Raw genomic sequence first — 24,163 nt, forward strand, 5'->3', positions numbered from 1 at the left:
TTGCGTGTGTGGTAACTGTAAAAATGTAGGCCTGATAAGCGCAGCGCCATCAGGCAACCGGCACCGCCGGATGGCAGCTTCGCCTTATCCGGCCTACAAGGAACGTGCTTTCTCTAACCACCGCAAAATGAAGGCAGAAATCTGCGATACATCATTAAGATCCAAAACGGGTACCGCTACGGCAAGTGGAATATCACTGGCAACCGCAATAACATGCTCATCAAGAATTAATTCTTCCTCGCTGTGCCCACATCCCTGACGAAAAAGTAAGATCTTCGCAACTGCCTCGTGTTTAAACCCTTCTACCAGCACCATATCCAGCTTTGATGCATCCATCCGGCTCACCAGCCATGCCAGATCCAACTCTTCTTGCCCCGGCGTTTCAGTCATTAACGCCCAGCGCTGCTGACTGGCAACCAGCGTTTGTGCCGCCCCGGCCTTACGTAATTCGTAGCTATCTTTACCCGGTTTATCAACATCCATATCATGATGGGTATGCTTAATCAGCCCTGGCCGAATACCGTGCGCACAAAGTGCTGGGATCAGTTTTTTCAGCAGTGTTGTTTTTCCCGTGCCGCTCCACGCGGCAATGGCGAGTAGCGGTATCATGGTCTCTTTTGCCATTGCGCGAGTTCCTCCGGCGTGTTGACGTTCACAAATGCCTCTTTACAATCGCTGAAATCAACGGCGTGTCCGCCTACCTGGCGCATAAAAATCATTACCCGCCGCTCGCCTGCTTGCAAATAAGCTGTCAACTGGGGCTCAACGGCACGATTAATCAACGCGATCGTTGGATGATCGCGCTCTCCATCATGAACCCAAACCACGGGTGCACCATGACGCTGCGCTGCTAAACGATCGACCAGGGTGTGGGGGATACAGGGATTATCACAGGGGCAAAACAGAAACCAGTCACCTGCTACCTGCTGAAAAACGGAAAGCATACCCGCCAGCGGACCGGGAAAGTCAGCGATTGAATCCGGAATGACTTTCAGGCCGCTGGCCTGGTAGATATCCAGATGGCGATTAGCACTAATGACGACCGTAGCCAGTTGCGGCGCGAGCGCATCGGCAACGTGCCGCCAGAGCGGTTTCCCGTCCAGTTCAAGCAGACCTTTATCCGCACCTCCCATCCGCCGGGCTTTACCGCCTGCCAGCACCACGCCGGTTATTACTTCATCCAGATTCACCGATATCGCCTCTTTTATTGTGGGATTGACCCTGCTACCGTGTCTGTATCAAGAATAAGGAGCACAGCTATGAAATGTAAACGCCTGAATGAAGTCATTGAACTCCTCCAGCCAGCCTGGCAGAAAGAGCCTGATCTTAATCTGACGCAATTTTTGCAGAAACTGGCGAAAGAGTCAGGTTTTGACGGCAAACTGGAAGATTTAACTGATGATATCCTGATCTACCATCTGAAAATGCGCGATTCCGCCAAAGACGCCGCCATTCCAGGGATTCAAAAAGACTATGAAGAGGACTTTAAAACGGCGCTTTTACGCGCCCGCGGCGTTATTAAAGAGTAAAACCTTGTAAGCGGCGCCACCGAAATCGTCACGAAATGATATCCTGAATCATTCGTAGTATTTTCCGGATGATGGGATGAACGACAACGCTTTTACTTTCCAGACGCTACACCCGGAAACCATCATGGATGCGCTGTTTGAACAGGGGATCAGGGTGGATTCCGGGCTGACTCCACTAAACAGTTATGAAAACCGCGTCTATCAGTTTCAGGATGAAGACCGTCGACGTTTTGTCGTTAAGTTTTATCGTCCTGAACGCTGGTCTGTTGATCAAATTCGGGAAGAACACCAATTCGCGCTTGAACTGGTGAAGGATGAGGTTCCGGTTGCTGCTCCGCTCGCGTTTAATGGCCAGACGCTGTTAGCGCATCAGGGCTATCATTATGCCATTTTCCCCAGCGTAGGCGGTCGTCAGTTTGAAGCAGATAATATCGATCAGATAGAGGCGGTAGGGCGTTATCTTGGTCGATTGCATCAGACGGGGCGAAAACGTCCTTTCACTTTCCGGCCTGACATTGGGCTTGCAGAGTATCTTTTTGAACCTCGCCAGGTATTCGAAGATGCCGCACTGATTCCCTCCGGGCAAAAAGCGGCTTTCCTGAAAGCCACTGATACTCTACTGTCTGCAGTTACCGAATGCTGGCGCACCGATTTCGCCACGCTGCGATTGCACGGCGATTGTCATGCCGGCAACATTCTATGGCGTGATGGACCGCTGTTTGTCGATTTAGATGATGCCCGTAACGGCCCGGCGATACAGGATTTATGGATGCTGCTGAACGGCGACAAAGCCGAACAGCGAATGCAGCTTGAAACCATTATTGAAGCTTATGAAGAAGTTAGTGAGTTCGATACGGCTGAAATTGGTCTCATTGAACCTTTACGCGCCATGCGTTTAGTTTATTATCTTGCCTGGTTGATTCGTCGTTGGGGCGATCCTGCGTTTCCGAAAAACTTTCCCTGGTTAACAGGGGAAGATTACTGGCAGCGACAGACAACGACTTTTATTGAGCAGACTAAAATTTTGCACGAACCCCCTTTACAATTAACGCCAATGTATTAATCGGAGAGAGTTGATCATGAAAAAGATTTGGCTGGCGCTGGCTGGTATGGTTTTAGCTTTTAGCGCCTCGGCAGCACAGATCAGCGACGGTAAACAGTATATCACGCTGGATAAACCGGTCGCTGGCGAACCCCAGGTACTGGAGTTTTTCTCCTTCTACTGCCCACATTGTTATCAGTTTGAAGAAGTGCTTCATGTGTCTGACAATGTGAAGAAAAAGCTGCCGGAAGGCACCAAAATGACCAAGTACCACGTTGAGTTCCTGGGGCCGTTGGGCAAGGAGCTCACCCAGGCATGGGCGGTGGCGATGGCGTTGGGTGTAGAAGATAAAGTCACGGTCCCGCTGTTTGAAGCCGTACAGAAAACCCAGACAGTACAATCTGCCGCGGATATCCGTAAAGTGTTCGTTGATGCGGGCGTCAAGGGCGAAGATTACGATGCGGCATGGAACAGCTTCGTGGTGAAATCACTGGTTGCGCAACAGGAGAAAGCCGCGGCTGACCTGCAACTGCAGGGCGTTCCGGCGATGTTCGTCAATGGCAAATACCAGATTAACCCACAAGGCATGGATACCAGCAGCATGGATGTTTTTGTTCAGCAGTATGCTGATACTGTGAAATATTTGGTTGATAAAAAATAAAAAGAACGCCGGTCACTGACCGGCGTTTTTATAAGATGTTTTAATCTCTTCTATCTGTATATCTTTCTTATCCCACAGCGTATTAAGCCAACGTTGAAAACGGCGTTTGAATGTTTTGTCGTTCACGTAATCGCCGTGCAGTTCTTCATTTATGGGTTCCAGTTGCACCCGAACAACAATACGCGTCAGCCTACCGCTTAGCATATCGTAGAAGGGGTGACGATCGTTGTTTGGGTAACACAACGTAATATTAAGCAGCTTATCGAACTGTGAGCCTAAAACATTAATCGCCATTGCAATACCGGCAGCTTTTGGCGGCAACAGATGTTGATAAGGTGAATGCGTTTGCTGACGTTTCTCATGCGTAAATCGCGATCCTTCAACAAAGTTAACGATAGTGGTGGGATACCGACGAAACTTTTCGCAAGAGCGACGAGTTGTTTCAACATCTTTGCCGCGTCGATCGGGGTGTCGGAGCAGGTAGCTACGGGAGTAGCGCTTCATAAACGGCATATCTAATGCCCAGCACGCCAGGCCGATGAACGGCACCCAGGCCAATTGCTGTTTAAGAAAGTACTTATTCATTGGGATATGCTTGCGGAACAGAACGCAAAGCACAACGATATCGGCCCAGCTGCGATGATTACAAATCAGTAAATACCAATTTTTCTTGCTCAGCCCTTCTAACCCTTCTACATCCCATTGCAAGTGCGGATTAAGGCGTAACAGCGCTGCAAGACCAGCACACCAGCAATACATCATGAAATTGCAGAAAATGGAGACCTTGCGCCAGATACCGGGAACAGGCAAAAGAAGCTTTACCATACCGGCAACGATGATCGGTACTGAGCAAACAATAGTGACCAGGATGGTCAATACGATACTCAATGGGAGCGTGATAGCCGCGAGTATTCTCGTCATAATAAATTATTCAAAAGTTAGCCATAAACGGTGCGCGAAAAGGGCGCAAGAGGCTGATTCTATCAGAAAACGATGCTAATGATGGCGCTGAGTGAAATAGAAACACTCGTAACAACTATCCACATTATGATAACGGCATGAATCAGATAATCAGAAAAACGTGATGTTAACAACTCATTGAAAATAATGGGTAATTATTAAGACGAGAAGGCTATCGCGCTGATTTTAAAGTAATGGTAAGAATTTACACACAAAGTTATCCACAGGTTGTTTTGCGAGCGATCCTGAAGATCGACAAAACTTTTCCGCAAATGCGGCGAAAAACTCAAGTTTTCCTCCTGTATGTGGCATCCTTTAACCATAATCTGTTAAACAGGCACGGACATTATGGTTCAGATCCCAGAAAACCCACTTATTCTCGTAGATGGCTCATCCTATCTCTATCGCGCCTATCATGCGTTTCCGCCGTTAACCAACAGCGCGGGAGAACCTACGGGCGCAATGTATGGTGTCCTCAACATGTTGCGCAGCCTGATCATGCAGTATCAGCCGACGCATGCTGCGGTGGTGTTTGACGCCAAAGGAAAAACCTTCCGTGATGAGCTCTTTGAACATTACAAATCGCATCGTCCTCCGATGCCGGATGATCTGCGAGCGCAAATAGAGCCGTTACATGCCATGGTTAAAGCCATGGGGTTACCTCTGCTGGCGGTCTCTGGCGTAGAAGCGGATGACGTTATCGGTACACTGGCGCGAGAAGCGGAGAAGGTGGGGCGTCCGGTATTAATCAGCACCGGCGATAAAGATATGGCACAGTTGGTGACGCCGAATATTACGCTGATCAACACCATGACTAACACCATCCTCGGCCCGGATGAAGTCGTTAATAAGTACGGCGTGCCGCCTGAGCTGATTATCGACTTTCTGGCGCTGATGGGGGACTCCTCGGATAATATTCCAGGCGTACCAGGCGTGGGTGAGAAGACGGCGCAAGCTTTGCTTCAGGGATTGGGCGGCCTGGATACGCTGTACGCCGAGCCGGAAAAAATTGCCGGTCTCACTTTCCGCGGCGCCAAAACGATGGCCGGTAAATTAGCGCAGAATAAAGACGTAGCGTACCTGTCTTATAAACTCGCCACCATTAAAACGGATGTTGAACTGGAGCTGACCTGCGAACAGCTTGAAGTGCAGCAGCCGATTGCGGATGAACTGCTGGGCCTGTTTAAAAAATATGAGTTTAAGCGCTGGACGGCGGACGTTGAGTCAGGCAAGTGGCTACAGGCAAAGGGCGCGAAACCGGCGGCCAAACCGCAGGAAACGGTCGTTATTGATGAATCGCCCAGCGAACCGGCAGCGGCGCTCTCTTATGAAAATTATGTCACTATTCTGGACGACGTTACGCTGGAAAGCTGGATTGAAAAGCTGAAAAAAGCGCCAGTTTTTGCTTTCGACACGGAGACCGACAGTCTGGATAATATCGCCGCCAACCTGGTGGGCCTCTCGTTTGCTATCGAACCTGGCGTTGCCGCGTATGTACCTGTCGCGCATGATTATCTGGACGCTCCGGATCAAATCTCCCGCCAGCGTGCTCTGGAACTGCTGAAGCCGCTGCTGGAAGATGAAAAAGTGCGCAAAGTGGGGCAAAACCTCAAGTACGATCGCGGCGTCTTGCAAAATTACGGTATTGAGCTGCGCGGTATCGCCTTCGATACCATGCTTGAGTCTTACATTCTGAACAGCGTCGCCGGACGCCATGATATGGACAGTTTGTCCGATCATTGGCTGAAGCACAAAACTATCACCTTTGAAGACATTGCCGGTAAAGGTAAAAACCAGCTCACCTTTAACCAGATCGCACTGGAGGAAGCGGGGCGCTATGCGGCAGAAGATGCGGATGTCACGTTACAGTTGCATCTCAAAATGTGGCCTGAGCTCCAGCAGCACAAAGGCCCGCTGAATGTTTTCGAAAACATCGAAATGCCGCTGGTGCCGGTACTGTCACGCGTTGAGCGCAATGGTGTAAAAATCGATCCTGCCGTCCTGCACAAACATTCGGAAGAAATCACGCTACGTCTGGCGGAACTGGAAAAGAAAGCGCATGACATTGCGGGCGAGGCGTTCAACCTGTCCTCGACGAAGCAGTTGCAGACTATCCTGTTTGAAAAGCAGGGTATTAAGCCGCTGAAGAAAACGCCTGGCGGCGCGCCGTCAACGTCGGAAGAGGTGCTGGAGGAGCTGGCGCTGGACTATCCGCTGCCGAAAGTGATTCTGGAGTATCGTGGTCTGGCGAAGCTAAAATCCACCTATACCGATAAGCTGCCGCTGATGATTAACCCGAAAACCGGGCGCGTCCATACGTCCTATCATCAGGCGGTAACGGCGACGGGACGTTTATCGTCCACCGATCCGAACCTGCAAAATATTCCGGTGCGCAATGAAGAGGGCCGCCGCATTCGTCAGGCATTTATTGCGCCTGAGGATTATCTCATCGTATCTGCGGACTATTCACAGATTGAGCTGCGTATTATGGCGCATCTTTCCCGTGATAAAGGACTGCTCACGGCGTTCGCCGAAGGGAAAGATATTCACCGTGCAACGGCGGCGGAAGTCTTTGGCTTGCCGCTGGATAGCGTGACCGGGGAACAGCGCCGAAGTGCGAAAGCCATTAACTTTGGCCTGATTTACGGGATGAGCGCCTTCGGTCTTTCTCGCCAGCTTAATATTCCGCGTAAAGAGGCGCAGAAGTATATGGATCTCTACTTCGAACGCTACCCTGGCGTGCTGGAATATATGGAGCGCACCCGCGCTCAGGCAAAAGAACAAGGCTATGTGGAAACGCTGGAGGGACGCCGTCTTTACCTGCCGGATATTAAATCCAGCAACGCGGCGCGGCGCGCGGGGGCGGAACGCGCGGCGATCAATGCTCCCATGCAAGGAACGGCTGCCGATATCATCAAGCGCGCCATGATTGCCGTCGATGCCTGGCTACAGGCCGAGCAGCCACGCGTGCGGATGATTATGCAGGTACACGATGAATTAGTGTTCGAGGTGCATAAAGACGACTTAGATGCGGTAGCAAAACGTATCCATCAGTTGATGGAAAACTGCACGCGTATTGATGTGCCGTTGCTGGTGGAAGTCGGTAGCGGAGAAAATTGGGATCAAGCGCACTAAGCATTTAAGGAATAACGCGCTTTTTTCGTAATTAAGCAACATAAGCACGGGGGTTTTGTGATGGGTATTAGAATTCCCTATGTAAAGAATGAAAAAAAATTACGAAAAGGTCTTTCTGTGTTGCTCAAAAAAGAGTAAAGTTATTCACGTAGGGTACAGAGGTAAGATGTTCTATCTTTCAGACCTTTTACTTCACGTAATCGGATTTGGCTGAATATTTTAGCCGCCCCAGTCAGTTCATGACTGGGGCGTTTTTTATTGTGCGCAAGAAAAGTTTCGCTCACACCGTAGGCCGGATAAGACGCGCAGCGGCGCCATCCGGCATAGCGGGTGATTATTCCCCGTCCTGAATCTCTTCGACCGGTGCCAGTTCGCTAAACCAGCTATCCAGTTTCTGACGTAACTTATCCACTCCCTGCTTTTTCAGCGAGGAAAACGCTTCTACCTGCACATCGCCATTAAAAGCCAGCACGGCTTCACGTACCATATTCAACTGCGCCTTGCGCGCGCCGCTGGCCAGTTTGTCCGCTTTGGTCAGCAGAACCAGAACCTGGATATTGCTCTCTACAGCCCACTGGATCATCTGTTGGTCGAGGTCTTTCAACGGATGGCGGATATCCATTAAAACGACTAAGCCCTGTAGGCTTTGACGTTTCTCCAGATATTCCCCCAGCGCGCGTTGCCACTTGCGTTTCATCTCTTCCGGGACTTCCGCATAGCCATAGCCCGGCAGGTCGACCAGCCGTTTGCCCTCTACGACTTCAAACAGGTTAATCAATTGGGTACGGCCCGGCGTTTTAGAGGTGCGCGCCAGGCTTTTTTGGTTGGTCAACGTGTTCAGGGCGCTGGATTTGCCTGCATTGGAACGGCCAGCAAAAGCCACTTCAATTCCGCAATCGGAAGGTAAATGGCGAATATCAGGCGCACTCATCACAAAATGCGTCTGTTGATAATTCAGGTTAGTCAAAGCGGTCGTCTCCGTCAGTCAAAGCATTGTGGCGATTATACCTGAACGCCAGCAAAAGACGGATTTTTCGGCGCGTCGGTGCTGTAAGCAAAAGCCATACGCTTTGTGAGACATTGTCCATTGCACTTATGCGACATGACAGAGTCGTTGTCAGGCTCAAAGCCAGTTAATATAGTTAAATCATGAATTTATAGAAAGGTAATTGTCTGAAAAAAAGGGATTTGCCGTGTCGGTATCTTGTGAGTTTACCCCAAAAGAGTAAAGTAATGCACATAGCGAGGACGCTAACAGGATCAACGACTCAGGATGAGGGTCAGGAGCGCCAGGAGGCGAAGACACAGGATTGTCAGGAAGACAAACGTCCGGAGACGTTAGTAAAAGGAAATGGAAACAACATGGAATGTTCCAGGCTAAGGGAAAAACAGGGCGTGTTGATAGCCAACAGGGATGGTGGAACCCGTTAAGGGTCGTGAGTCAAGAAAAAAGGCGGCAGATTACTCTGTCGCCTTTTTTCTTTGCTTGCTTTCTGCTAGATTCCGCCTCAATTCTATACTGAATAAAACGGCTTAAAGATCTGACATCATGAAAAAACCAACCTCTGCACCGCGCAGTAAAGCCTTTGGCAAACAGCGTCGTAAAACGCGTGAAGAGTTAAACCAGGAGGCGCGCGACCGTAAACGCCTGAAAAAACATCGCGGTCATGCGCCGGGAAGTCGCGCGGCGGGCGGCAATTCCGCTTCGGGCGGCGGCAATCAGAATCAACAAAAAGATCCACGTATTGGCAGTAAAACACCTGTTCCATTGGGCGTGACTGAAAAAGTGACCCAACAGCATAAACCGAAAAGTGAGAAACCTATGCTTTCACCGCAGGCGGAGTTGGATTTACTGGAAACGGATGAGCGCCTGGATGCGCTGTTAGAACGTCTGGAAGCGGGCGAAACCCTGAGTGCGGAAGATCAAGCCTGGGTAGATGCCAAACTGGATCGTATTGATGAACTGATGCAGAAGCTTGGTCTGTCTTACGATGACGACGAAGAAGACGACGAAGAGGACGAGAAGCAGGAAGATATGATGCGCCTGCTAAGAGGCGGCAACTAACGGGTTTACACCGTGGGCTTGCCCGTCCTGCTTATAACCCTTCCGGTTATATGTTATCTGGTGTGGTTATTCGTTAAACTACAGCGATTGTCGCGGCGACAGAAATGGCTGCGCAGCCGGCTTGCCGCCCGTCATGGCGTGAAGCCGGTACGCCGTACCCGCCAGAGACGCCATCGGAAGGAGTGAGCATGTCTGAACAGCAAATAGACTGGGATCTGGCCCTGATCCAGAAATATAACTATTCCGGGCCACGATATACCTCGTACCCAACCGCGCTGGAGTTTTCTGAAGACTTCGAGGACGCCGCATTCTTGCAGGCTGTGGCGCGTTATCCTGAGCGTCCGCTCTCGCTGTATGTGCATATCCCGTTTTGTCACAAGTTGTGTTATTTCTGCGGCTGCAACAAGATTGTCACCCGCCAACAGCATAAAGCTGACCAGTATCTTGACGCGCTTGAGCAGGAAATTCGCCATCGCGCGCCGCTGTTTGCAAACCGTCATGTCAGCCAGCTTCACTGGGGCGGCGGTACGCCTACTTACCTGAATAAAGCGCAAATCAGCCGCTTAATGACGCTGTTGCGTGAAAATTTCCACTTTAATACCGACGCGGAAATCTCGATCGAAGTCGATCCCCGTGAAATTGAGCTGGATGTGCTCGATCATTTACGTGCGGAAGGTTTTAACCGCCTGAGTATGGGCGTGCAGGACTTTAATAAAGAGGTGCAGCGCCTGGTTAACCGCGAGCAGGATGAAGAATTCATCTTTGCGTTGCTTAATCACGCCCGCGATATCGGCTTTACCTCGACCAATATCGACTTGATCTACGGTCTACCGAAACAGACGCCGGAAAGCTTCGCTTTCACGCTGAAGCGTGTGACGGAGCTGAACCCCGATCGTTTGAGCGTCTTTAACTATGCGCATCTGCCAACGCTTTTTGCCGCCCAGCGTAAAATTAAAGATGCCGATTTACCCAGTGCGCAGCAGAAACTGGATATTTTGCAGGAGACGATCGTATCGCTTACTCAGGCCGGTTATCAGTTTATCGGGATGGACCATTTTGCCCGTCCGGACGACGAACTGGCCGTCGCGCAGCGCGAAGGCGTGCTGCACCGTAATTTTCAGGGCTATACGACCCAGGGCGATACCGATCTGCTGGGGATGGGGGTTTCTGCTATCAGCATGATTGGCGATGGCTACATGCAGAACCAGAAAGAGCTGAAGCGTTATTACCAGCAAGTGGATGAGCGGGGCAATGCGCTATGGCGTGGTATTACGCTGACCCGTGATGATTGCATTCGTCGCGATGTTATCAAGGCGCTGATTTGTAACTTCCGCCTGGATTTTAACGCTGTCGAACAGCAGTGGGGTTTGCATTTCGCTGAGTATTTTGCCGAAGATTTGCAGTTACTGTCGCCGCTGGCGAAAGATGGGCTGGTGGATATTAGCGAGAAGGGAATTCAGGTGACGGCGAAAGGTCGTTTGCTGATCCGCAATATCTGCATGTGCTTTGACGCGTATCTGCGCCAGAAAGCGCGGATGCAGCAGTTCTCGCGCGTCATTTAGCCGGGTTGCCCGGTGGCGCTGCGCTTACCGGGCCTACACGTTGCGACAACCTGTAGGCCGGATAAGCATTAGCGCCATCCGGCACATTGTCAGCTGAACAGTCCTACCAGCGCGGCACACAACACGGCGGCTAGCGCAGTTTGTGGCGTGTGGCTGTCGACCGCTCCACTCGATACCAGATTAATAATAGATTCTAACATAATGAATCCCCCCGTTTGCCGGGCATGATCATACTGAACTCATCGGAACAGTAAAGCGCAAAATAGCAGCGTTTTGCGCTCAATTATTAATCTTTACACTCGCGGGTAATGTTTACTCCATTCCCAGCTCTTTCAACTTCCGCGTTAGGGTGTTTCGCCCCCAACCGAGCAGCCTGGCGGCTTCCTGTTTATGACCCTGCGTATGGCGTAATGCCGTGGTCAGTAGCGTTCTCTCCAGTTCTGGCTGCGCTTCAGAAAGCAGGTTTTGATGACCGGATCGCAAGGCGCGGTCCGCCCATTGTGCCAGTAATGTAGCCCAGCTATCCGGCGGCAGGTGGGACGGGCTATCCGGCGTCGAGGCTTCAAACAGTTCGCCCGGTAAATCCTGGATCAATACCTCCTGTCCGGCGGCCATGACGGTGAGCCAGCGGCAGGTATTTTCTAACTGACGCACGTTACCAGGCCATGCCAGGCGCGTTAACGCCGTTTCGGTTTCCGGATGTAATAATTTGGCTTCCACACCTAATTCACGGGCGGCGACCTGCAAAAAATGGCGCGCCAGGCGCGGAATATCCTCACGGCGCTCGCGCAACGGCGGAAGATGGATACGAATCACGTTCAGGCGGTGGAACAGGTCTTCGCGGAATTTCCCTTCCTGAACGCGTCGTTCGAGGTTCTGGTGGGTGGCGGCGATAATGCGCACATCCACTTTTACCGGCGCGTACCCGCCCACGCGGTAGAACTGTCCGTCAGCCAGCACGCGTAACAGACGAGTCTGGACATCCAGCGGCATATCGCCAATTTCGTCCAGAAACAGCGTGCCGCCGTCAGCCTGCTCGAAACGGCCCTGCCGGATGGTATTCGCCCCGGTAAAAGCGCCTTTCTCATGGCCAAACAGTTCGGATTCAATCAAATCTTTCGGGATGGCCGCCATATTGAGCGCGATAAACGGCGCTTTGGCGCGTGGGCTATGGCGGTGAAGCGCATGGGCGACCAGTTCTTTACCGGTCCCTGATTCGCCGTTAATCAGCACGCTAATCGAAGAACGCGACAGCCGACCAATAATGCGAAACACATCCTGCATGGCGGGCGCTTCGCCTATCATGTCTGTTGTCGGGCCGTTAACCTCGATATTACGCGGCTGCTGCTGCTCCTGATAGTGGCTAATCGCGCGCTCGACCAGAGCGACGGCTTCATCAATATCAAACGGTTTAGGCAGATAATCAAACGCCCCCTGCTGATAGGCGCTCACGGCGGCATCTAAATCGGAATGCGCGGTCATAATGATGACCGGAAGCATCGGGTGACGCTGTTTAATCTGCTTTAATAGCGCCAGCCCGTCCATTCCCGGCATTCGGATATCCGACAGCAAGACGTCCGGCGTTTTACTGGCCAGCGCAGCCAGTACTTCATTACCATTCTCAAAGGTGGTACAGGTCAACCCTGCCCCGGCGAGAGCACGTTCAAGCACCCAACGGATGGAACTATCATCATCGACGACCCAGACTATTCCTCGTTGCATAAACACCTCTATTTCCGAATCGGCAGGTAAACCGAAAACTCGGTATGCCCCGGCCAACTGGTAAATTCAATTTTGCCGGCGTGTTGATCGATAAGATTGCGGGCGATAGATAACCCAAGCCCGGTGCCGCCTTCGCGACCGCTGACCATCGGGTAGAACAGCGTATCCTGTAAATGGGGAGGAATGCCCGGCCCATTGTCTTCAACGTCTATACGCGCTGCCAGGCGATAGCGTTCGCCATGCAGCGTTAACTGGAAGGCGGTACGGGTACGCAGCGTAATTTCGCCGCCTTCCGGCCCCAGCGCCTGCAAGGCATTGCGGACAATATTCAGCAGTACTTGCTCAATTTGTTCCGGGTCGTGCGGCAGCTCTGGCAGACTGGGGTCGTAATCGCGGATAAGCCGGACATTATCCGGCAGTTCCATCGACACCAGCGCCACCACGCGCTCCGCGACTTTATGTATGCTCTCGGTAATGTGCATTCCCGGGTGCTGCGGCCCCAGCAAACGATCGACAAGGTTGCGTAGCCTGTCGGCCTGTTCAATGATGACTTTGGTATATTCCGTTAGCGCCGGGTCGGGCAGCGCCTTGCTGAGTAGCTGCGCCGCGCCGCGCAGGCCGCCGAGCGGATTTTTGATTTCGTGTGCCAGACCGCGCACCAGATCGCGGGCGGCGATTTGCTGCGCGTGCTGCAACTGCTCCTGACTCAGACGACGCTGGTTATCCATCGGCGCCATTTCGAGCAGTATAAAATCGTCGGGCAGACGTTGGGCGGTCAAAGAGAGAATATGCGAGCGACTATCAATCACCAGCGTCACTTCGTTATCGGTAAAGCCTTGCCCTGCCGCTAAACTTTCGCGCATCAGGTCAATGTTTAACGAAAAATAGCTCAACAGTTCAGGTAACGGCGTCCCGAACAGTTTGCGTGAGCTTTGCGCGAGCAACTGCTGCGCGGCAGGGTTGGCGTAATGGATTGCCAGCGCGTCGTCGACCACCAGCACGCTGTTGATTAACGAATTGAGGATCTGCCCAGCATCGGGCTGTATGCCGCTTGCCATTCAGCAGTCTCCTGGAAAAGGTTGCACCATTTTAGTGCATTATAGCTTTTTACCACTAAAAAGCGCGTGAGATCAGATTGTTGGTGGAGAAAAAAGCCCATCCTGGGATGGGCTGAAAGTTTCCACGGCAACTCAAAAACTCCTGACGCCTTTCACGCTGCTGCTGCGTTGGCTGCCTTCGCTTACCCCGGTCACATCGCTATCTATGCTCCTGGGGATGTGCTCAGTTGCCGCCTTGCAGCAACGCGAAATTCGTCGGATTTTTAATATACGATTAAACGCTGTAGTACAGCTCAAACTCTACCGGGTGCGGGGTCATACGCACGCGGTCATCTTCTTCGCGACGCAGCGCAATATACGCATCGATCGCTTCATCCGTGAACACGCCGCCTGCTTTCAGGAACTCGCGGTCCAGATCCAGCGCGTTCAGCGCTTCTTCCAGAGAACCCGCTACCTGTGGGATCTCTTTCGCTTCTTCCGGCGGCAGGTCATACAGGTTTTTGTCCATGGCTTCGCCCGGGTGAATCTTATTCTTAATCCCGTCCAGACCGGCCATCAGCAGGGCGGCAAAGCACAGATACGGGTTAGCCGCCGGGTCCGGGAAACGTACTTCGATACGGCGCGCTTTCGGAGACGCCACCACCGGAATACGGATGGAGGCGGAACGGTTACGGGCGGAGTAGGCCAGCATCACCGGCGCTTCGTAACCCGGGACCAGACGCTTGTAGGAGTTGGTGGTCGGGTTCGCCAGGGCGTTGATGGCTTTGGCGTGTTTGATGACGCCGCCGATGTAGTACAGCGCCTGCTCAGACAGACCGGCATATTTGTCGCCAGAGAACAGGTTGGTGCCGTTCTTCGCCAGCGACATGTGGCAGTGCATACCGGAACCGTTATCGCCGAACATCGGTTTTGGCATAAAGGTCGCGGTCTTACCGAAGCGGTGAGCCACGTTATGCACGACATATTTGTAAATCTGAATTTCGTCGGCTTTTTTGGTCATGGTGTTAAAGCGGGTCGCCACTTCGTTCTGACCTGCGGTCGCTACTTCGTGGTGGTGCGCTTCAACGACCAGGCCCATCTGCTCCATGACCAGACACATTTCAGAACGGATATCCTGCGCGGAGTCAACTGGCGGAACCGGGAAATAACCGCCTTTCACGCCCGGACGATGGCCTTTGTTGCCGCCTTCATATTTGGTAGAGGAGTTCCAGGCGCCTTCAATATCGTCAATCGCCACATGTGAGCCGGAGATAGATGCGCCGAAGCGGATGTCGTCGAACAGGAAGAATTCAGGTTCCGGCCCAAACAGGACGGTATCGGCGATACCGGTCGCGCGCAGGTAGTCTTCCGCACGTTTTGCGATGGAACGTGGGTCACGGTCATAACCTTGCAGAGTGCCAGGCTCCAGGATGTCGCAACGGATAATCAGGGTAGAGTCCGCGAAGAACGGGTCAATCACTGCGGTGGATGCGTCTGGCATCAGCACCATGTCGGATTCGTTAATGCCTTTCCAGCCGCCGATAGAGGAGCCGTCAAACATTTTGCCTTCTTCAAAGAATTCGGCATTTACCTGATGAGCAGGAATCGTGACGTGCTGTTCTTTGCCTTTGGTATCGGTGAAGCGCAGATCAACAAACTTCACTTCGTGCTCGTTCAGCATCGTCAAAACGTGTTCAGCGGACATACTTGTACTCTCCCGGATTGGTCATGGTCGGTCGTCGTGGTAACGAGATCTTCAATTCTGCTGGCCGTGTCGCCGTAAAAATATAAAGCGAAATCTGTGCCAACTTTCACATTGCCCCCAAAAGGCGTTATCATGCGTACCATCGTGCAAAAGGGCTGCACCACGGTGACTATGTTGCACCAAAATAGTGCTTTAATGTGAACATTGAGCACCACATTGGTGCAATAGAACGCAAGCCACCCTTTTAACGCTCCGTGAAAGCGATCACAAAGAGACTCTGCAATACTTGTTTGCGGAGGATGTTTGTGATCCTGTTTTGTAGTGCGATTAATCCGTGTACAATAACGCGCTATTTCTAATGCCTGAGGCAAAGTTGTGATCGAAAATTTGCGTAACATCGCCATCATCGCGCACGTTGACCATGGTAAAACTACCCTGGTTGATAAGCTGCTCCAGCAATCCGGTACGTTCGACGCGCGTGCCGAAACTCAAGAGCGAGTGATGGACTCCAACGATTTGGAGAAAGAGCGTGGTATTACTATCCTCGCTAAAAACACCGCTATTAAATGGAATGATTACCGTATCAACATCGTTGATACTCCCGGGCACGCTGACTTCGGTGGTGAAGTAGAGCGCGTCATGTCCATGGTTGACTCTGTGCTGCTGGTGGTTGACGCATTTGACGGCCCGATGCCGCAAACGCGCTTCGTGACCAAAAAAGCCTTTGCTCATGGCCTGAAACCTATTGTGGTTATCAACAAGGTTGACCGTCCTGGCGCGCGCCCTGACTGGGTTGTTGACCAGGTATTCGACCTGTTTGTTAACCTCGACGCGACCGACGAACAGCTGGACTTCCCGATCATCTACGCTTCGGCGCTGAACGGTATCGCGGGTCTGGACCACGAAGATATGGCGGAAGACATGACCCCGCTGTATCAGGCGATCATTGATCATGTTCCGGCGCCGGACGTTGACCTCGATGGTCCGTTGCAGATGCAGATCTCCCAGCTGGACTACAACAACTACGTTGGCGTTATCGGCATCGGCCGTATCAAACGCGGCAAAGTGAAGCCGAACCAGCAGGTCACTATCATCGATAGTGAAGGGAAAACCCGTAACGCGAAAGTAGGTAAAGTGCTGACGCATCTGGGTCTGGAGCGTATCGACAGCGATATCGCCGAAGCGGGCGATATCATTGCGATCACCGGTCTGGGCGAGCTGAACATTTCCGACACCATCTGCGACCCGCAGAACGTTGAAGCGCTGCCGGCGCTGTCCGTTGATGAGCCGACCGTGTCTATGTTCTTCTGCGTTAACACCTCGCCGTTCTGCGGTAAAGAAGGTAAGTTTGTGACTTCTCGTCAGATTCTTGACCGTCTGAACAAAGAGCTGGTGCATAACGTGGCGCTGCGCGTTGAAGAAACCGAAGATGCGGATGCGTTCCGTGTATCCGGTCGTGGCGAACTGCACCTGTCCGTGCTGATTGAAAATATGCGTCGTGAAGGTTTCGAACTGGCGGTTTCCCGTCCGAAAGTTATCTTCCGTGAAATCGACGGTCGTAAACAAGAGCCGTACGAAAACGTGACGCTGGACGTCGAAGAGCAGCACCAGGGGTCTGTCATGCAGGCGCTGGGCGAGCGTAAAGGCGACCTGAAAAACATGAATCCGGACGGTAAAGGCCGAGTACGTCTCGACTACGTGATCCCAAGCCGTGGGCTGATTGGTTTCCGTTCAGAATTCATGACCATGACTTCCGGTACGGGTCTGCTGTACTCCACCTTCAGCCATTACGACGATATTCGTCCGGGTGAAGTGGGCCAGCGTCAGAACGGCGTACTGATCTCCAACGGTCAGGGTAAAGCGGTGGCGTTTGCGCTGTTCGGTTTGCAGGATCGCGGTAAGCTGTTCCTGGGTCACGGCGCGGAAGTTTATGAAGGCCAGATTATTGGTATTCACAGTCGCTCCAACGACCTGACGGTAAACTGCCTGACCGGTAAGAAACTGACCAACATGCGTGCGTCTGGTACGGATGAAGCGGTGATTCTGGTTCCGCCAATTAAAATGAGCCTTGAGCAAGCGCTGGAGTTCATTGATGACGACGAACTGGTAGAAGTCACCCCAACCTCTATCCGTATCCGTAAACGTCACCTGACGGAAAACGATCGCCGCCGTGCGAACCGTGGTCAGAAAGAAGAGTAATTAACGCTCTTACGGATAAAAACCCTGCCGAAATGAAAACTCGGCGGGGTTTTTTTATTCACGTTGAGAAAGGGATAAGGTTGCCAAAAAATCAGCAATCGCTGGCGTATTATGCCGACCAATGACGCTATCCGCATACATCTTTGCCCGAGCGCTGGCATTCCCCATCGCGACGCCCAATCCGGCCAAACGTAGCATTTCCGCATCGTTATCATTATCGCCAAACGCCATCACTTCGCGCATTGCGATATGCTGTTGCTGTGCATATCTGGCGAGGCTTTGTCCTTTGCTACACCCCTTCTGGAGAATATCCAGTTGATGATGCCAGGACCAGGTACAGCTTAGCTGTAATTCATGCTGTATAAACTCAGCAATATTTTGTAGTTGTTTTATGTGCCGATGAACGACGCTGATTTGCCAAATATTCTCCCTACTGCTTAGCTCATCAGCCTGAAAGATTATTTTATCATCAGCACGAATTGTCGGTTTAAGCGGATATACCCGCGCCAGTATTTTTTCCGTTTGTAAGTGCGTCAGCGGCAGCGGATGAAGGATCTGCTGTTGAGCCGGTTGATAAATATAACTTCCGTTACAACAGATCATCGGTTCGGTGAGCGCCAGCGTTTGATAATACGCATAGGCTTCACGATGAGAGCGGCCGGTGACAAGCATTATTCGGCAGCCCATGTCCTGCATCTGACGGATGGCGGTTAGCGACTCTGGCAGAATTTGTTTATTACGGTTTAGCAGCGTTCCATCAAGATCAAAAGCGATTAAACGATATCGCATGAGCGTCCGATCCTAAAACAGCGTGAGGCATCCAGGTGATTCAGCAATGGAATATCGAGACGGTGCTGATAAGCGAGAAAACAGTGGCATTGTTTTGCCTGGCAGGCGGGAGAATTAAGCCGTTGCTGATATAAATTACCCATTTTAATTTTGCTGATATGACAAGCAAAAAGATCGCCTTCTGCATTCATAAAAATACTTTTTCTTCCTGCGGTACAGATATCCAGCTGCGCTGGCCACTGCTGCGTTTCAACCACATACAGCGGATCGAGTTCGCTGAAGGCGATGGTTTCCTCAACGGTATGCCGGGTATTGGCACACTCGTTGGCGTTAAACCAAAAATAATTCTGGTCAGGCAACTGCTGGCGTAGCCAACGAAACTGGTCGATATCTTTCATACTGGCGACAGCCCCCGCGCACCAGGTTATTCCGGCGGCAGAGAGCGCTAAACACTGCTGGAGAAAGCGCTCAGCGGTAATTTGTGAGGGATGAAAAGAACACCATAACCGAAGCTTTGAGATATCTCCGCCGCCGGCACGAAATGCCTCCAGCAATGACATTAACGAAAAAGAGGCGTTAGTTTGTATGCCGACCGCCTGAACATGAGGATAGCGGCTAATTTCTGCCAGCGCCGCCATGTAATAACGCAAGCGTAGCGCCTCGCCATAAGGCGTAATCATCACATTCAACGGCGTACCTAAAAGAGGCAAATGGTCAACCATGCGCCATAGCGCGGCTTCGTCGCGTTTTTTATCGTTACGGGCGTGTTTATGGAACGGGCAATAGCCGCAATGATAATTACACGATTTAAGATAGCCGCGATAAAACAGCGTGTGAATATCGCGCAGGGCGGGGGCGCTCATCTCTGCCGATTCTCCCGTAGCATCACCTCAGGCGAAACGAACACAGGAGCAAGGCAATCGGATAATGCCATACCGGTCTCCGTTAGCCGGAGGCGACTGCTATTCTGATAACAGTAGCCTTGCTGTATAAAGCGTTCCAGGTCGGGGAAATCCCTTAGCGCATCGCTGGCAAAATATTGCTGATAATCGCTAAGAGAAAGTCCCTGCCAGAAAAATAGATTTTTAATGATAAAGCGGCGTTTCATTTCATCAGGGGGGAGCAGATAACCGTGATTAATGACGGTTTTATCCGGGCTGTCGATAAACGCCTGAATGATTTTTCGTGATGTCTGCAGGTTCGACGACCACGGCGAACAGTAATGCAGATTGCCAAGATAACTTCTGCCGCCCGCGCCGAGCGCCAGTGAGTTTTCAAATCCGCAGCTTTCCGCCGCGGCGGATGGCGCTGGATTAAGGACGAAACGGCGCATGGACGTTTGGGTGTAGCCCGCGTTGCGTAAAAGATCGCGGGCTAAAACGTAGTAGCTATGCATATTTTCCTGGCGAGGCATATTATAAAGCGGATAAAGGAACAGCTCTTCCGGTTGATAAACGAGCGCCTGATGTAACGATTCCGTCAGGCTTGCGTGAGTCTGGCCGGGAATGCCGTAAATAATATCAATATTGAGTGATGGAAAATGACCCGCCTTTAGCCATTCCAGCGCCTGGTGCGCGCTGGCGGCATTGTGGCGGCGATGCAGCGTATGTAACTCGCTATCATGAAAACTTTGTACGCCAATACTGACGCGATTAACGGAAAAGGCGTTTAATAGCGCTACTTTTTCTGCCGTGGTATCCGTAGGGGAAGTTTCAATTGTTTTATAAATATTCCAGTCAACATTGAGCACCTCAAAGACGGAAAAAAATAACTTCTCTAATTGCGCAATGTTTAATAGCAGAGGCGTGCCGCCGCCTACGGTAAAGCTTGCCCAGTGGACGGGCGCCAGCGCCATTTGTCGGCCCTGGGTAATAATCGCATCGATATAGCTATCAATGAACGTATTATCTGCGCCTGTGCAGGTAAATAAATTACAGAACCCGCAGCGACTTTGACAAAAGGGCATATGAACATACAGATGTGTGTCGTGCTCGTAAATGCGCGGTTTTACTTCGCTAAAGCTGACGTTCTCCAGCTCCCGATAAGCCGTCTTATGCGGATAACTGTACATATACTGACGATAAATATCATTGTTATTCATATTAATGATTACAGCTCAGCAAGAAATGCATATAGGGAACGGTATTAACGATCGGATGGTTAAAACTATGGAAATATTTCCCGTCTTCGCCATAGCAGGTACCGTGATCGGAACAGACAATAACGAACGTTTCGCCGCCGGTTTGGCGGAAAATGTTCAGTAATCCGTCGATGCGGGCGTCGATATAGCGTAGCGCGGCGGCATGGGTCTCAACGGTATCGCCAGGGGCCGCGCCCTCAACGTAAAAATGGTTAGGGTAATGAATCGTGTCGATATTGATATACATCATGACCGGTTGGCTGCCAGCACGTTCGGCCATGATTTTCTGGATATAATGGATCTGGTTATCCATACTCTCTTTAACCGTACAGGCAAAGCGTGGATGCCAGTAACTCTCTTTAAACATCGACGGGAACACTTTTCCCATGCCGGAGCGGTTATTAAAGAAAGAGACGCCGCCAATACAGATGGTCTGGTAGCCTTTATTTTCCAGACTTTTTATCCATGTTACGTCATCAAAGGCAAATGCATTTTTCGGTCCTTTACGACCAAGTCCGATATCTTTTGGGAAAAACAGCATGGTCTGATTAACGGTATCATCAATAGGTTTTGGCATAAAACCTGAAAACATGGCGTGATGCGAAGGCCAGGTAAAATTACCGGCCGCCTCGCATTTCGTCCATTGTCCATAATGATTAAGGTTGGGCGTATTTCCGGCGGTTTGTTCCTGAAGCGCAATATCGTAGCGTAACGAGTCCAGCACAATAAAAAGAATATGAGCGTTATTACTAATTAGCGTATTCATATCGAATTCGCCATCGCCTGTGTCAATCGACGCGTGTAGCGAGACGGGGACTTCATCCATTGAATTATACATTTTGCTTCCTCATGGCCCGGATTTGCGCCTGATAAATTAGATTATTCTGCTGCGCATCCTGATAAATCAAATCACCCTGGCCATTAATTTCAATAATATAAGGCGTCAGGCTGGTGGTAAGTAAAACATCAATACCCGCTAAGCGAATGCCAGGGAAAAGTCGCATGGCATTTTGACAGAGCGTATCGATCTCAGTCACTTTTGCGGCAGATAACTCCAGACTTTCGAAGCAGTAAGCCTGGTTTTGCAGATGTAAGTTAGTAATGGGCTGCGAGGAGGTTCTGACCACTCGCCAGATAATTTCGCCATCCAGGCAGACGATGCGTAAATCATAGGTTTTATGCTTTACGCTGGCTTTGGGCAGCCACTGTTCGACGAGGTTTTCCTGCTGAAGAACGCCATCAATAATGAGCTGGATATCTTCTTTCTGACGATACTGTTGGATTTTTTTGCTGTTAAATAGCTGTTGCCCTGATATGGCAATCGCGCTGTAAAGCACCTGCTTTATGCCATCGGGGTGGCGGCGCAAAGCGATAACGCCCGCCGCGCCAGAACCCAGCGAGGGCTTAATGAACACGCTGGCGACCCTTTTTTCCTCCATGATGGCGGTGAGCTGTGCAAAACTTTTTACGTCTTCCGCTACCAACGGCGGCGTGGGGATGCCGTGTTCCAGTAAGCGCCGCTTGCAGCGTTTTTTATCCAACAGGTGAATGAGGCCCGCCGGATGGTTAAGCCAGGTGACGCCAGGACGCGCCGCCATGTTCTGCAAAAAATGGATATAGTCCAGACCGATCGCGTTTATTTTGCGGATGTCTGTTTCACTGTGTACTGGCGGGTCGATTTTAACGATGCCAGAGGTCAGCGAAGCGTCCAGCGCTTGCGGATGAGTCAGCGCCGTGACGGGTTCCCCAAGTACGGTGGCAGCCTGCATAAAATAATGCGTGCGCTTGCTCTGACGGGGGCCAATGAGCGTAATCACAATAAATCCCTTTATCGTTGAGTAGGGAAATGTGCACATTCCCCTACACAATCACTCGGTGTACATCGCATTCATATAAATATCGCCATCGTAATCATCAGGCTCCAGAGCTTCTGAAAGATTCAGGTTTATCGGCAGTGTGGCTTTTAGCTTTTCCTGCATCTCCGGCGTCAAATAGTGGTGGTGGAGATCGAGTGTTTCCAGATGCGCAATTCGGTCTTTATGCTCCAGCAGCGCCTCTGCGCCGTTGTCCGTTAAGGTACCGCATGAGAGTTCCAGCACGTTAAGCTGCGGCAGGATATTACTTTCCAGCACCCGGCGGGCGATATCATCCTGCTCTTCGCTGTTCATCAACCCCAGATGGGTGAGCTGAGGGAAAAGATCTTTCGATGCCAGCGCCATCACGTCATCCAGCGAACCGTCAAAACCGTATCCCTCTACGCCCAGGAAGAGCTTCAGCGTTTTTAATGCAGGGAGCTGCGCATTTTGTAGTTCGGCAAGTACGTTAGAAGGGATGCCGCCGGAAATGATTTCCAGGTGCTCCAGTTTCTCATGATGTATAGCGCCCAGTCGCAGATCCGACGCGCCTTTAATAATCAGTTCTTTCAGATTGGGTAACGCCGCATAGAGCCTGGAATAGTCACCTTGTTTAATCCAGGAGATCTCGCAGTCTTCGCTCTCCATATCACCGATAAACAGTGATTCCAGGTGAGTAAAGCGGGAGGCGTTCTCCACAATCATATCAATAATAGGCTGGCAGGTTTCGTCTTCCCAACAATCACCCCAGTTACCAATGGTCAGTGAGCGAAGCTTTGGCAGATCTTCATCGGTTAAAATCAAATTAATGAGCTGTTCCTGGGTTAATTCATTGTCCCAATCAATATTAAATCGCTTATTCATTTGTTTCCCTTCTCTATAAGCATGAATATGGTAAAACGCTTTGCGAATATTATCATGGCGCTTAGAGGCGGGATATCGGGAGTCTGATTCAGGATGAGTGAGCGGGCAGAACAACTACCCGCTGTGATGCAGATTCGAAAAATAGAGGCGATAATATCAGAAGAAATACTTCGCCCCGATACGAATCTGGTTTTGCTCTCTATGGTAGGGGCCCACGTTACGATCTAACCAGCGTAATTCAAAATAGGGCAACCAGTGTTCATTGATACGATAACGGAAGGTATTGGTGATTTCCCAATGATGCTTCGTACCATTACTACTATTAAAATCATTAACGTTATAAAAATAGTGTGGTTCAAAGGTATAAGAAAATTTATCGGTAATGATAAAATTCCAATAGTTACCGATTTCATAGCTGTCATTATTATCCAGTTCGCCATTCAAATCGGTTGAACTATAATTATTGTGATTATATCGGTTACGTACCGTAAGATTAAACCACGGGGTAAATTTATAGTTAACATCCAGATAGACGGCGCCGCCGGAACCAATGCTTTTGTCGTTTATTAACCCCCCAGGCTGGATGGTTAATTTATCTGTAGGTTTAAATAATGGATACCAGCCCTCAATCTCATTATAACCGTGCTTTAATTCATCATCACGCTGTAGCGTATAGGTATTGGTCAACATAATTCCGGCCCCCATATCGGAGTTATAGCCGACGCGCAGCATAAACTCCATTTGGTCAGACGCCAGGTTATAGGCCTCACGGTTTTCTACATAAGCGCCAGCAAAAACAGAGGTGGATATTACAGAAGTTAATATCACTAGAGTATTCAGAGATTTCATAATAAATCCATTTTTCAAATATAGGGAAGCCGCCATCCATCGGGATGGATA

Annotated in this window: 23 protein-coding genes; 8 read left to right on the plus strand and 15 right to left on the minus strand. The window is 50.8% G+C overall.

Annotation, left to right across the window (positions count from 1 at the left end; genetic code table 11):
• Window positions 1-93: 93 nt before the first annotated feature.
• Both mobB and mobA read right to left on the minus strand, forming a co-directional pair.
• Window positions 94-609 (minus strand): molybdopterin-guanine dinucleotide biosynthesis protein MobB, encoded by a 516-nt coding sequence (gene mobB, locus ACLJPQ_RS21735; RefSeq protein ID WP_010989085.1) that lies wholly within the window; start codon window positions 607-609, stop codon window positions 94-96.
• Window positions 606-1,190: a molybdenum cofactor guanylyltransferase MobA gene (mobA, locus tag ACLJPQ_RS21740; protein WP_001046883.1), complete on the minus strand. Its 585-nt coding sequence runs from the start codon at window positions 1,188-1,190 to the stop codon at window positions 606-608. The genes mobB and mobA overlap by 4 nt, the downstream gene beginning before the upstream one ends.
• A gap of 69 nt (window positions 1,191-1,259) precedes the next feature.
• Between mobA and ACLJPQ_RS21745 the strand changes: the two genes are divergently transcribed.
• From ACLJPQ_RS21745 to dsbA, 3 genes are all read left to right on the plus strand, one after another.
• Window positions 1,260-1,529: a YihD family protein gene (locus tag ACLJPQ_RS21745; RefSeq protein ID WP_000649858.1), complete on the plus strand. Its 270-nt coding sequence runs from the start codon at window positions 1,260-1,262 to the stop codon at window positions 1,527-1,529.
• A 76-nt stretch (window positions 1,530-1,605) separates the two neighbouring features.
• Window positions 1,606-2,592: a serine/threonine protein kinase gene (locus ACLJPQ_RS21750; protein WP_058821295.1), complete on the plus strand. Its 987-nt coding sequence runs from the start codon at window positions 1,606-1,608 to the stop codon at window positions 2,590-2,592.
• Window positions 2,593-2,608: 16 nt separating this feature from the next.
• Window positions 2,609-3,232 carry a thiol:disulfide interchange protein DsbA gene (gene dsbA / locus ACLJPQ_RS21755; RefSeq protein ID WP_000725364.1) on the plus strand — a complete coding sequence of 208 codons (624 nt, stop codon included), beginning with the start codon at window positions 2,609-2,611 and terminating at the stop codon, window positions 3,230-3,232.
• 12 nt (window positions 3,233-3,244) lie between these two features.
• On the opposite strand, the gene ACLJPQ_RS21760 is transcribed toward dsbA, so the two are convergent.
• Window positions 3,245-4,153 (minus strand): acyltransferase, encoded by a 909-nt coding sequence (locus ACLJPQ_RS21760; protein ID WP_000196902.1) that lies wholly within the window; start codon window positions 4,151-4,153, stop codon window positions 3,245-3,247.
• 387 nt (window positions 4,154-4,540) lie between these two features.
• Here ACLJPQ_RS21760 and polA point away from each other — a divergent pair, with 387 nt between their 5' ends.
• Entirely contained in the window at window positions 4,541-7,327 is a 2,787-nt protein-coding gene (gene polA / locus ACLJPQ_RS21765; protein WP_080185074.1) for a DNA polymerase I, read from the plus strand.
• A 334-nt stretch (window positions 7,328-7,661) separates the two neighbouring features.
• Here the strand turns inward: polA and yihA are convergent, their stop codons facing one another.
• The gene (yihA, locus tag ACLJPQ_RS21770; protein ID WP_000183331.1) at window positions 7,662-8,294 is read right to left on the minus strand and encodes a ribosome biogenesis GTP-binding protein YihA/YsxC; all 633 of its coding nucleotides are present in this window, start codon (window positions 8,292-8,294) and stop codon (window positions 7,662-7,664) included.
• Between the two features lie 239 nt (window positions 8,295-8,533).
• On the opposite strand from yihA, the gene ACLJPQ_RS21775 reads away from it, so the two are divergent.
• The 3 genes from ACLJPQ_RS21775 to hemN all read left to right on the plus strand — a co-directional run bounded on the left by ACLJPQ_RS21775 (window position 8,534) and on the right by hemN (window position 10,954).
• Complete coding sequence (locus tag ACLJPQ_RS21775) at window positions 8,534-8,758, plus strand: hypothetical protein (RefSeq protein WP_001541209.1); 225 nt, start codon at window positions 8,534-8,536, stop codon at window positions 8,756-8,758.
• Window positions 8,759-8,876: 118 nt separating this feature from the next.
• Window positions 8,877-9,392, plus strand: coding sequence for a Der GTPase-activating protein YihI (yihI, locus tag ACLJPQ_RS21780; protein ID WP_000743292.1), 516 nt, complete (start codon window positions 8,877-8,879; stop codon window positions 9,390-9,392).
• A gap of 188 nt (window positions 9,393-9,580) precedes the next feature.
• Window positions 9,581-10,954: an oxygen-independent coproporphyrinogen III oxidase gene (gene hemN / locus ACLJPQ_RS21785; RefSeq protein ID WP_000003528.1), complete on the plus strand. Its 1,374-nt coding sequence runs from the start codon at window positions 9,581-9,583 to the stop codon at window positions 10,952-10,954.
• 89 nt (window positions 10,955-11,043) lie between these two features.
• Here the strand turns inward: hemN and ACLJPQ_RS21790 are convergent, their stop codons facing one another.
• The 4 genes from ACLJPQ_RS21790 to glnA all read right to left on the minus strand — a co-directional run bounded on the left by ACLJPQ_RS21790 (window position 11,044) and on the right by glnA (window position 15,418).
• The gene (locus ACLJPQ_RS21790; protein WP_001578131.1) at window positions 11,044-11,154 is read right to left on the minus strand and encodes a YshB family small membrane protein; all 111 of its coding nucleotides are present in this window, start codon (window positions 11,152-11,154) and stop codon (window positions 11,044-11,046) included.
• Between the two features lie 112 nt (window positions 11,155-11,266).
• Complete coding sequence (gene glnG, locus ACLJPQ_RS21795) at window positions 11,267-12,676, minus strand: nitrogen regulation protein NR(I) (protein WP_001188783.1); 1,410 nt, start codon at window positions 12,674-12,676, stop codon at window positions 11,267-11,269.
• A gap of 8 nt (window positions 12,677-12,684) precedes the next feature.
• Window positions 12,685-13,734 (minus strand): nitrogen regulation protein NR(II), encoded by a 1,050-nt coding sequence (gene glnL / locus ACLJPQ_RS21800; protein WP_000146194.1) that lies wholly within the window; start codon window positions 13,732-13,734, stop codon window positions 12,685-12,687.
• A gap of 274 nt (window positions 13,735-14,008) precedes the next feature.
• Complete coding sequence (gene glnA, locus ACLJPQ_RS21805; protein WP_001271699.1) at window positions 14,009-15,418, minus strand: glutamate--ammonia ligase; 1,410 nt, start codon at window positions 15,416-15,418, stop codon at window positions 14,009-14,011.
• Window positions 15,419-15,793: 375 nt separating this feature from the next.
• Here glnA and typA point away from each other — a divergent pair, with 375 nt between their 5' ends.
• Window positions 15,794-17,617 carry a ribosome-dependent GTPase TypA gene (gene typA / locus ACLJPQ_RS21810; protein ID WP_000572060.1) on the plus strand — a complete coding sequence of 608 codons (1,824 nt, stop codon included), beginning with the start codon at window positions 15,794-15,796 and terminating at the stop codon, window positions 17,615-17,617.
• Window positions 17,618-17,671: 54 nt separating this feature from the next.
• Here typA and ACLJPQ_RS21815 read toward each other — a convergent pair whose 3' ends face one another.
• The 7 genes from ACLJPQ_RS21815 to ompL all read right to left on the minus strand — a co-directional run bounded on the left by ACLJPQ_RS21815 (window position 17,672) and on the right by ompL (window position 24,112).
• The gene (locus tag ACLJPQ_RS21815; protein ID WP_023203613.1) at window positions 17,672-18,406 is read right to left on the minus strand and encodes a Cof-type HAD-IIB family hydrolase; all 735 of its coding nucleotides are present in this window, start codon (window positions 18,404-18,406) and stop codon (window positions 17,672-17,674) included.
• Window positions 18,391-19,269, minus strand: coding sequence for an STM4011 family radical SAM protein (locus ACLJPQ_RS21820; RefSeq protein ID WP_058331557.1), 879 nt, complete (start codon window positions 19,267-19,269; stop codon window positions 18,391-18,393). Before ACLJPQ_RS21820 ends, ACLJPQ_RS21815 begins: the two co-directional genes overlap by 16 nt.
• Complete coding sequence (locus ACLJPQ_RS21825; protein ID WP_076933415.1) at window positions 19,266-20,507, minus strand: STM4012 family radical SAM protein; 1,242 nt, start codon at window positions 20,505-20,507, stop codon at window positions 19,266-19,268. Before ACLJPQ_RS21825 ends, ACLJPQ_RS21820 begins: the two co-directional genes overlap by 4 nt.
• 1 nt (window position 20,508) lies before the next feature.
• A complete protein-coding gene (locus tag ACLJPQ_RS21830) occupies window positions 20,509-21,384 on the minus strand; it encodes an STM4013/SEN3800 family hydrolase (protein WP_080178608.1) in 876 nt (291 codons plus the stop codon).
• Entirely contained in the window at window positions 21,377-22,402 is a 1,026-nt protein-coding gene (locus ACLJPQ_RS21835; RefSeq protein WP_078058961.1) for an STM4014 family protein, read from the minus strand. The genes ACLJPQ_RS21830 and ACLJPQ_RS21835 overlap by 8 nt, the downstream gene beginning before the upstream one ends.
• A gap of 12 nt (window positions 22,403-22,414) precedes the next feature.
• Complete coding sequence (locus ACLJPQ_RS21840; protein WP_001042093.1) at window positions 22,415-23,263, minus strand: STM4015 family protein; 849 nt, start codon at window positions 23,261-23,263, stop codon at window positions 22,415-22,417.
• 156 nt (window positions 23,264-23,419) lie between these two features.
• On the minus strand, window positions 23,420-24,112 hold the full coding sequence (gene ompL / locus ACLJPQ_RS21845; RefSeq protein WP_000838828.1) for a porin OmpL: 693 nt from the start codon (window positions 24,110-24,112) through the stop codon (window positions 23,420-23,422).
• Between the last annotated feature and the right edge of the window lie 51 nt (window positions 24,113-24,163).

Source organism: Salmonella sp. SAL04213 (assembly GCF_046550535.1).
GTDB classification, from domain to species: domain Bacteria; phylum Pseudomonadota; class Gammaproteobacteria; order Enterobacterales; family Enterobacteriaceae; genus Salmonella; species Salmonella enterica.

Excerpts from the sequence above, each read along its gene's own strand:
- mobB (WP_010989085.1), bottom strand. The coding sequence starts at position 609 with ATGATACCGCTACTCGCCATTGCCGCGTGGAGCGGCACGGGAAAAACA.
- ACLJPQ_RS21745 (WP_000649858.1), top strand. The coding sequence starts at position 1,260 with ATGAAATGTAAACGCCTGAATGAAGTCATTGAACTCCTCCAGCCAGCC.
- ACLJPQ_RS21750 (WP_058821295.1), top strand. The coding sequence starts at position 1,606 with ATGAACGACAACGCTTTTACTTTCCAGACGCTACACCCGGAAACCATC.
- dsbA (WP_000725364.1), top strand. The coding sequence starts at position 2,609 with ATGAAAAAGATTTGGCTGGCGCTGGCTGGTATGGTTTTAGCTTTTAGC.
- ACLJPQ_RS21760 (WP_000196902.1), bottom strand. The coding sequence starts at position 4,153 with ATGACGAGAATACTCGCGGCTATCACGCTCCCATTGAGTATCGTATTG.
- polA (WP_080185074.1), top strand. The coding sequence starts at position 4,541 with ATGGTTCAGATCCCAGAAAACCCACTTATTCTCGTAGATGGCTCATCC.
- yihI (WP_000743292.1), top strand. The coding sequence starts at position 8,877 with ATGAAAAAACCAACCTCTGCACCGCGCAGTAAAGCCTTTGGCAAACAG.
- hemN (WP_000003528.1), top strand. The coding sequence starts at position 9,581 with ATGTCTGAACAGCAAATAGACTGGGATCTGGCCCTGATCCAGAAATAT.
- ACLJPQ_RS21790 (WP_001578131.1), bottom strand. The coding sequence starts at position 11,154 with ATGTTAGAATCTATTATTAATCTGGTATCGAGTGGAGCGGTCGACAGC.
- glnG (WP_001188783.1), bottom strand. The coding sequence starts at position 12,676 with ATGCAACGAGGAATAGTCTGGGTCGTCGATGATGATAGTTCCATCCGT.
- glnL (WP_000146194.1), bottom strand. The coding sequence starts at position 13,734 with ATGGCAAGCGGCATACAGCCCGATGCTGGGCAGATCCTCAATTCGTTA.
- glnA (WP_001271699.1), bottom strand. The coding sequence starts at position 15,418 with ATGTCCGCTGAACACGTTTTGACGATGCTGAACGAGCACGAAGTGAAG.
- ACLJPQ_RS21815 (WP_023203613.1), bottom strand. The coding sequence starts at position 18,406 with ATGCGATATCGTTTAATCGCTTTTGATCTTGATGGAACGCTGCTAAAC.
- ACLJPQ_RS21820 (WP_058331557.1), bottom strand. The coding sequence starts at position 19,269 with ATGAGCGCCCCCGCCCTGCGCGATATTCACACGCTGTTTTATCGCGGC.
- ACLJPQ_RS21825 (WP_076933415.1), bottom strand. The coding sequence starts at position 20,507 with ATGAATAACAATGATATTTATCGTCAGTATATGTACAGTTATCCGCAT.
- ACLJPQ_RS21830 (WP_080178608.1), bottom strand. The coding sequence starts at position 21,384 with ATGTATAATTCAATGGATGAAGTCCCCGTCTCGCTACACGCGTCGATT.
- ACLJPQ_RS21835 (WP_078058961.1), bottom strand. The coding sequence starts at position 22,402 with ATGTGCACATTTCCCTACTCAACGATAAAGGGATTTATTGTGATTACG.
- ACLJPQ_RS21840 (WP_001042093.1), bottom strand. The coding sequence starts at position 23,263 with ATGAATAAGCGATTTAATATTGATTGGGACAATGAATTAACCCAGGAA.
- ompL (WP_000838828.1), bottom strand. The coding sequence starts at position 24,112 with ATGAAATCTCTGAATACTCTAGTGATATTAACTTCTGTAATATCCACC.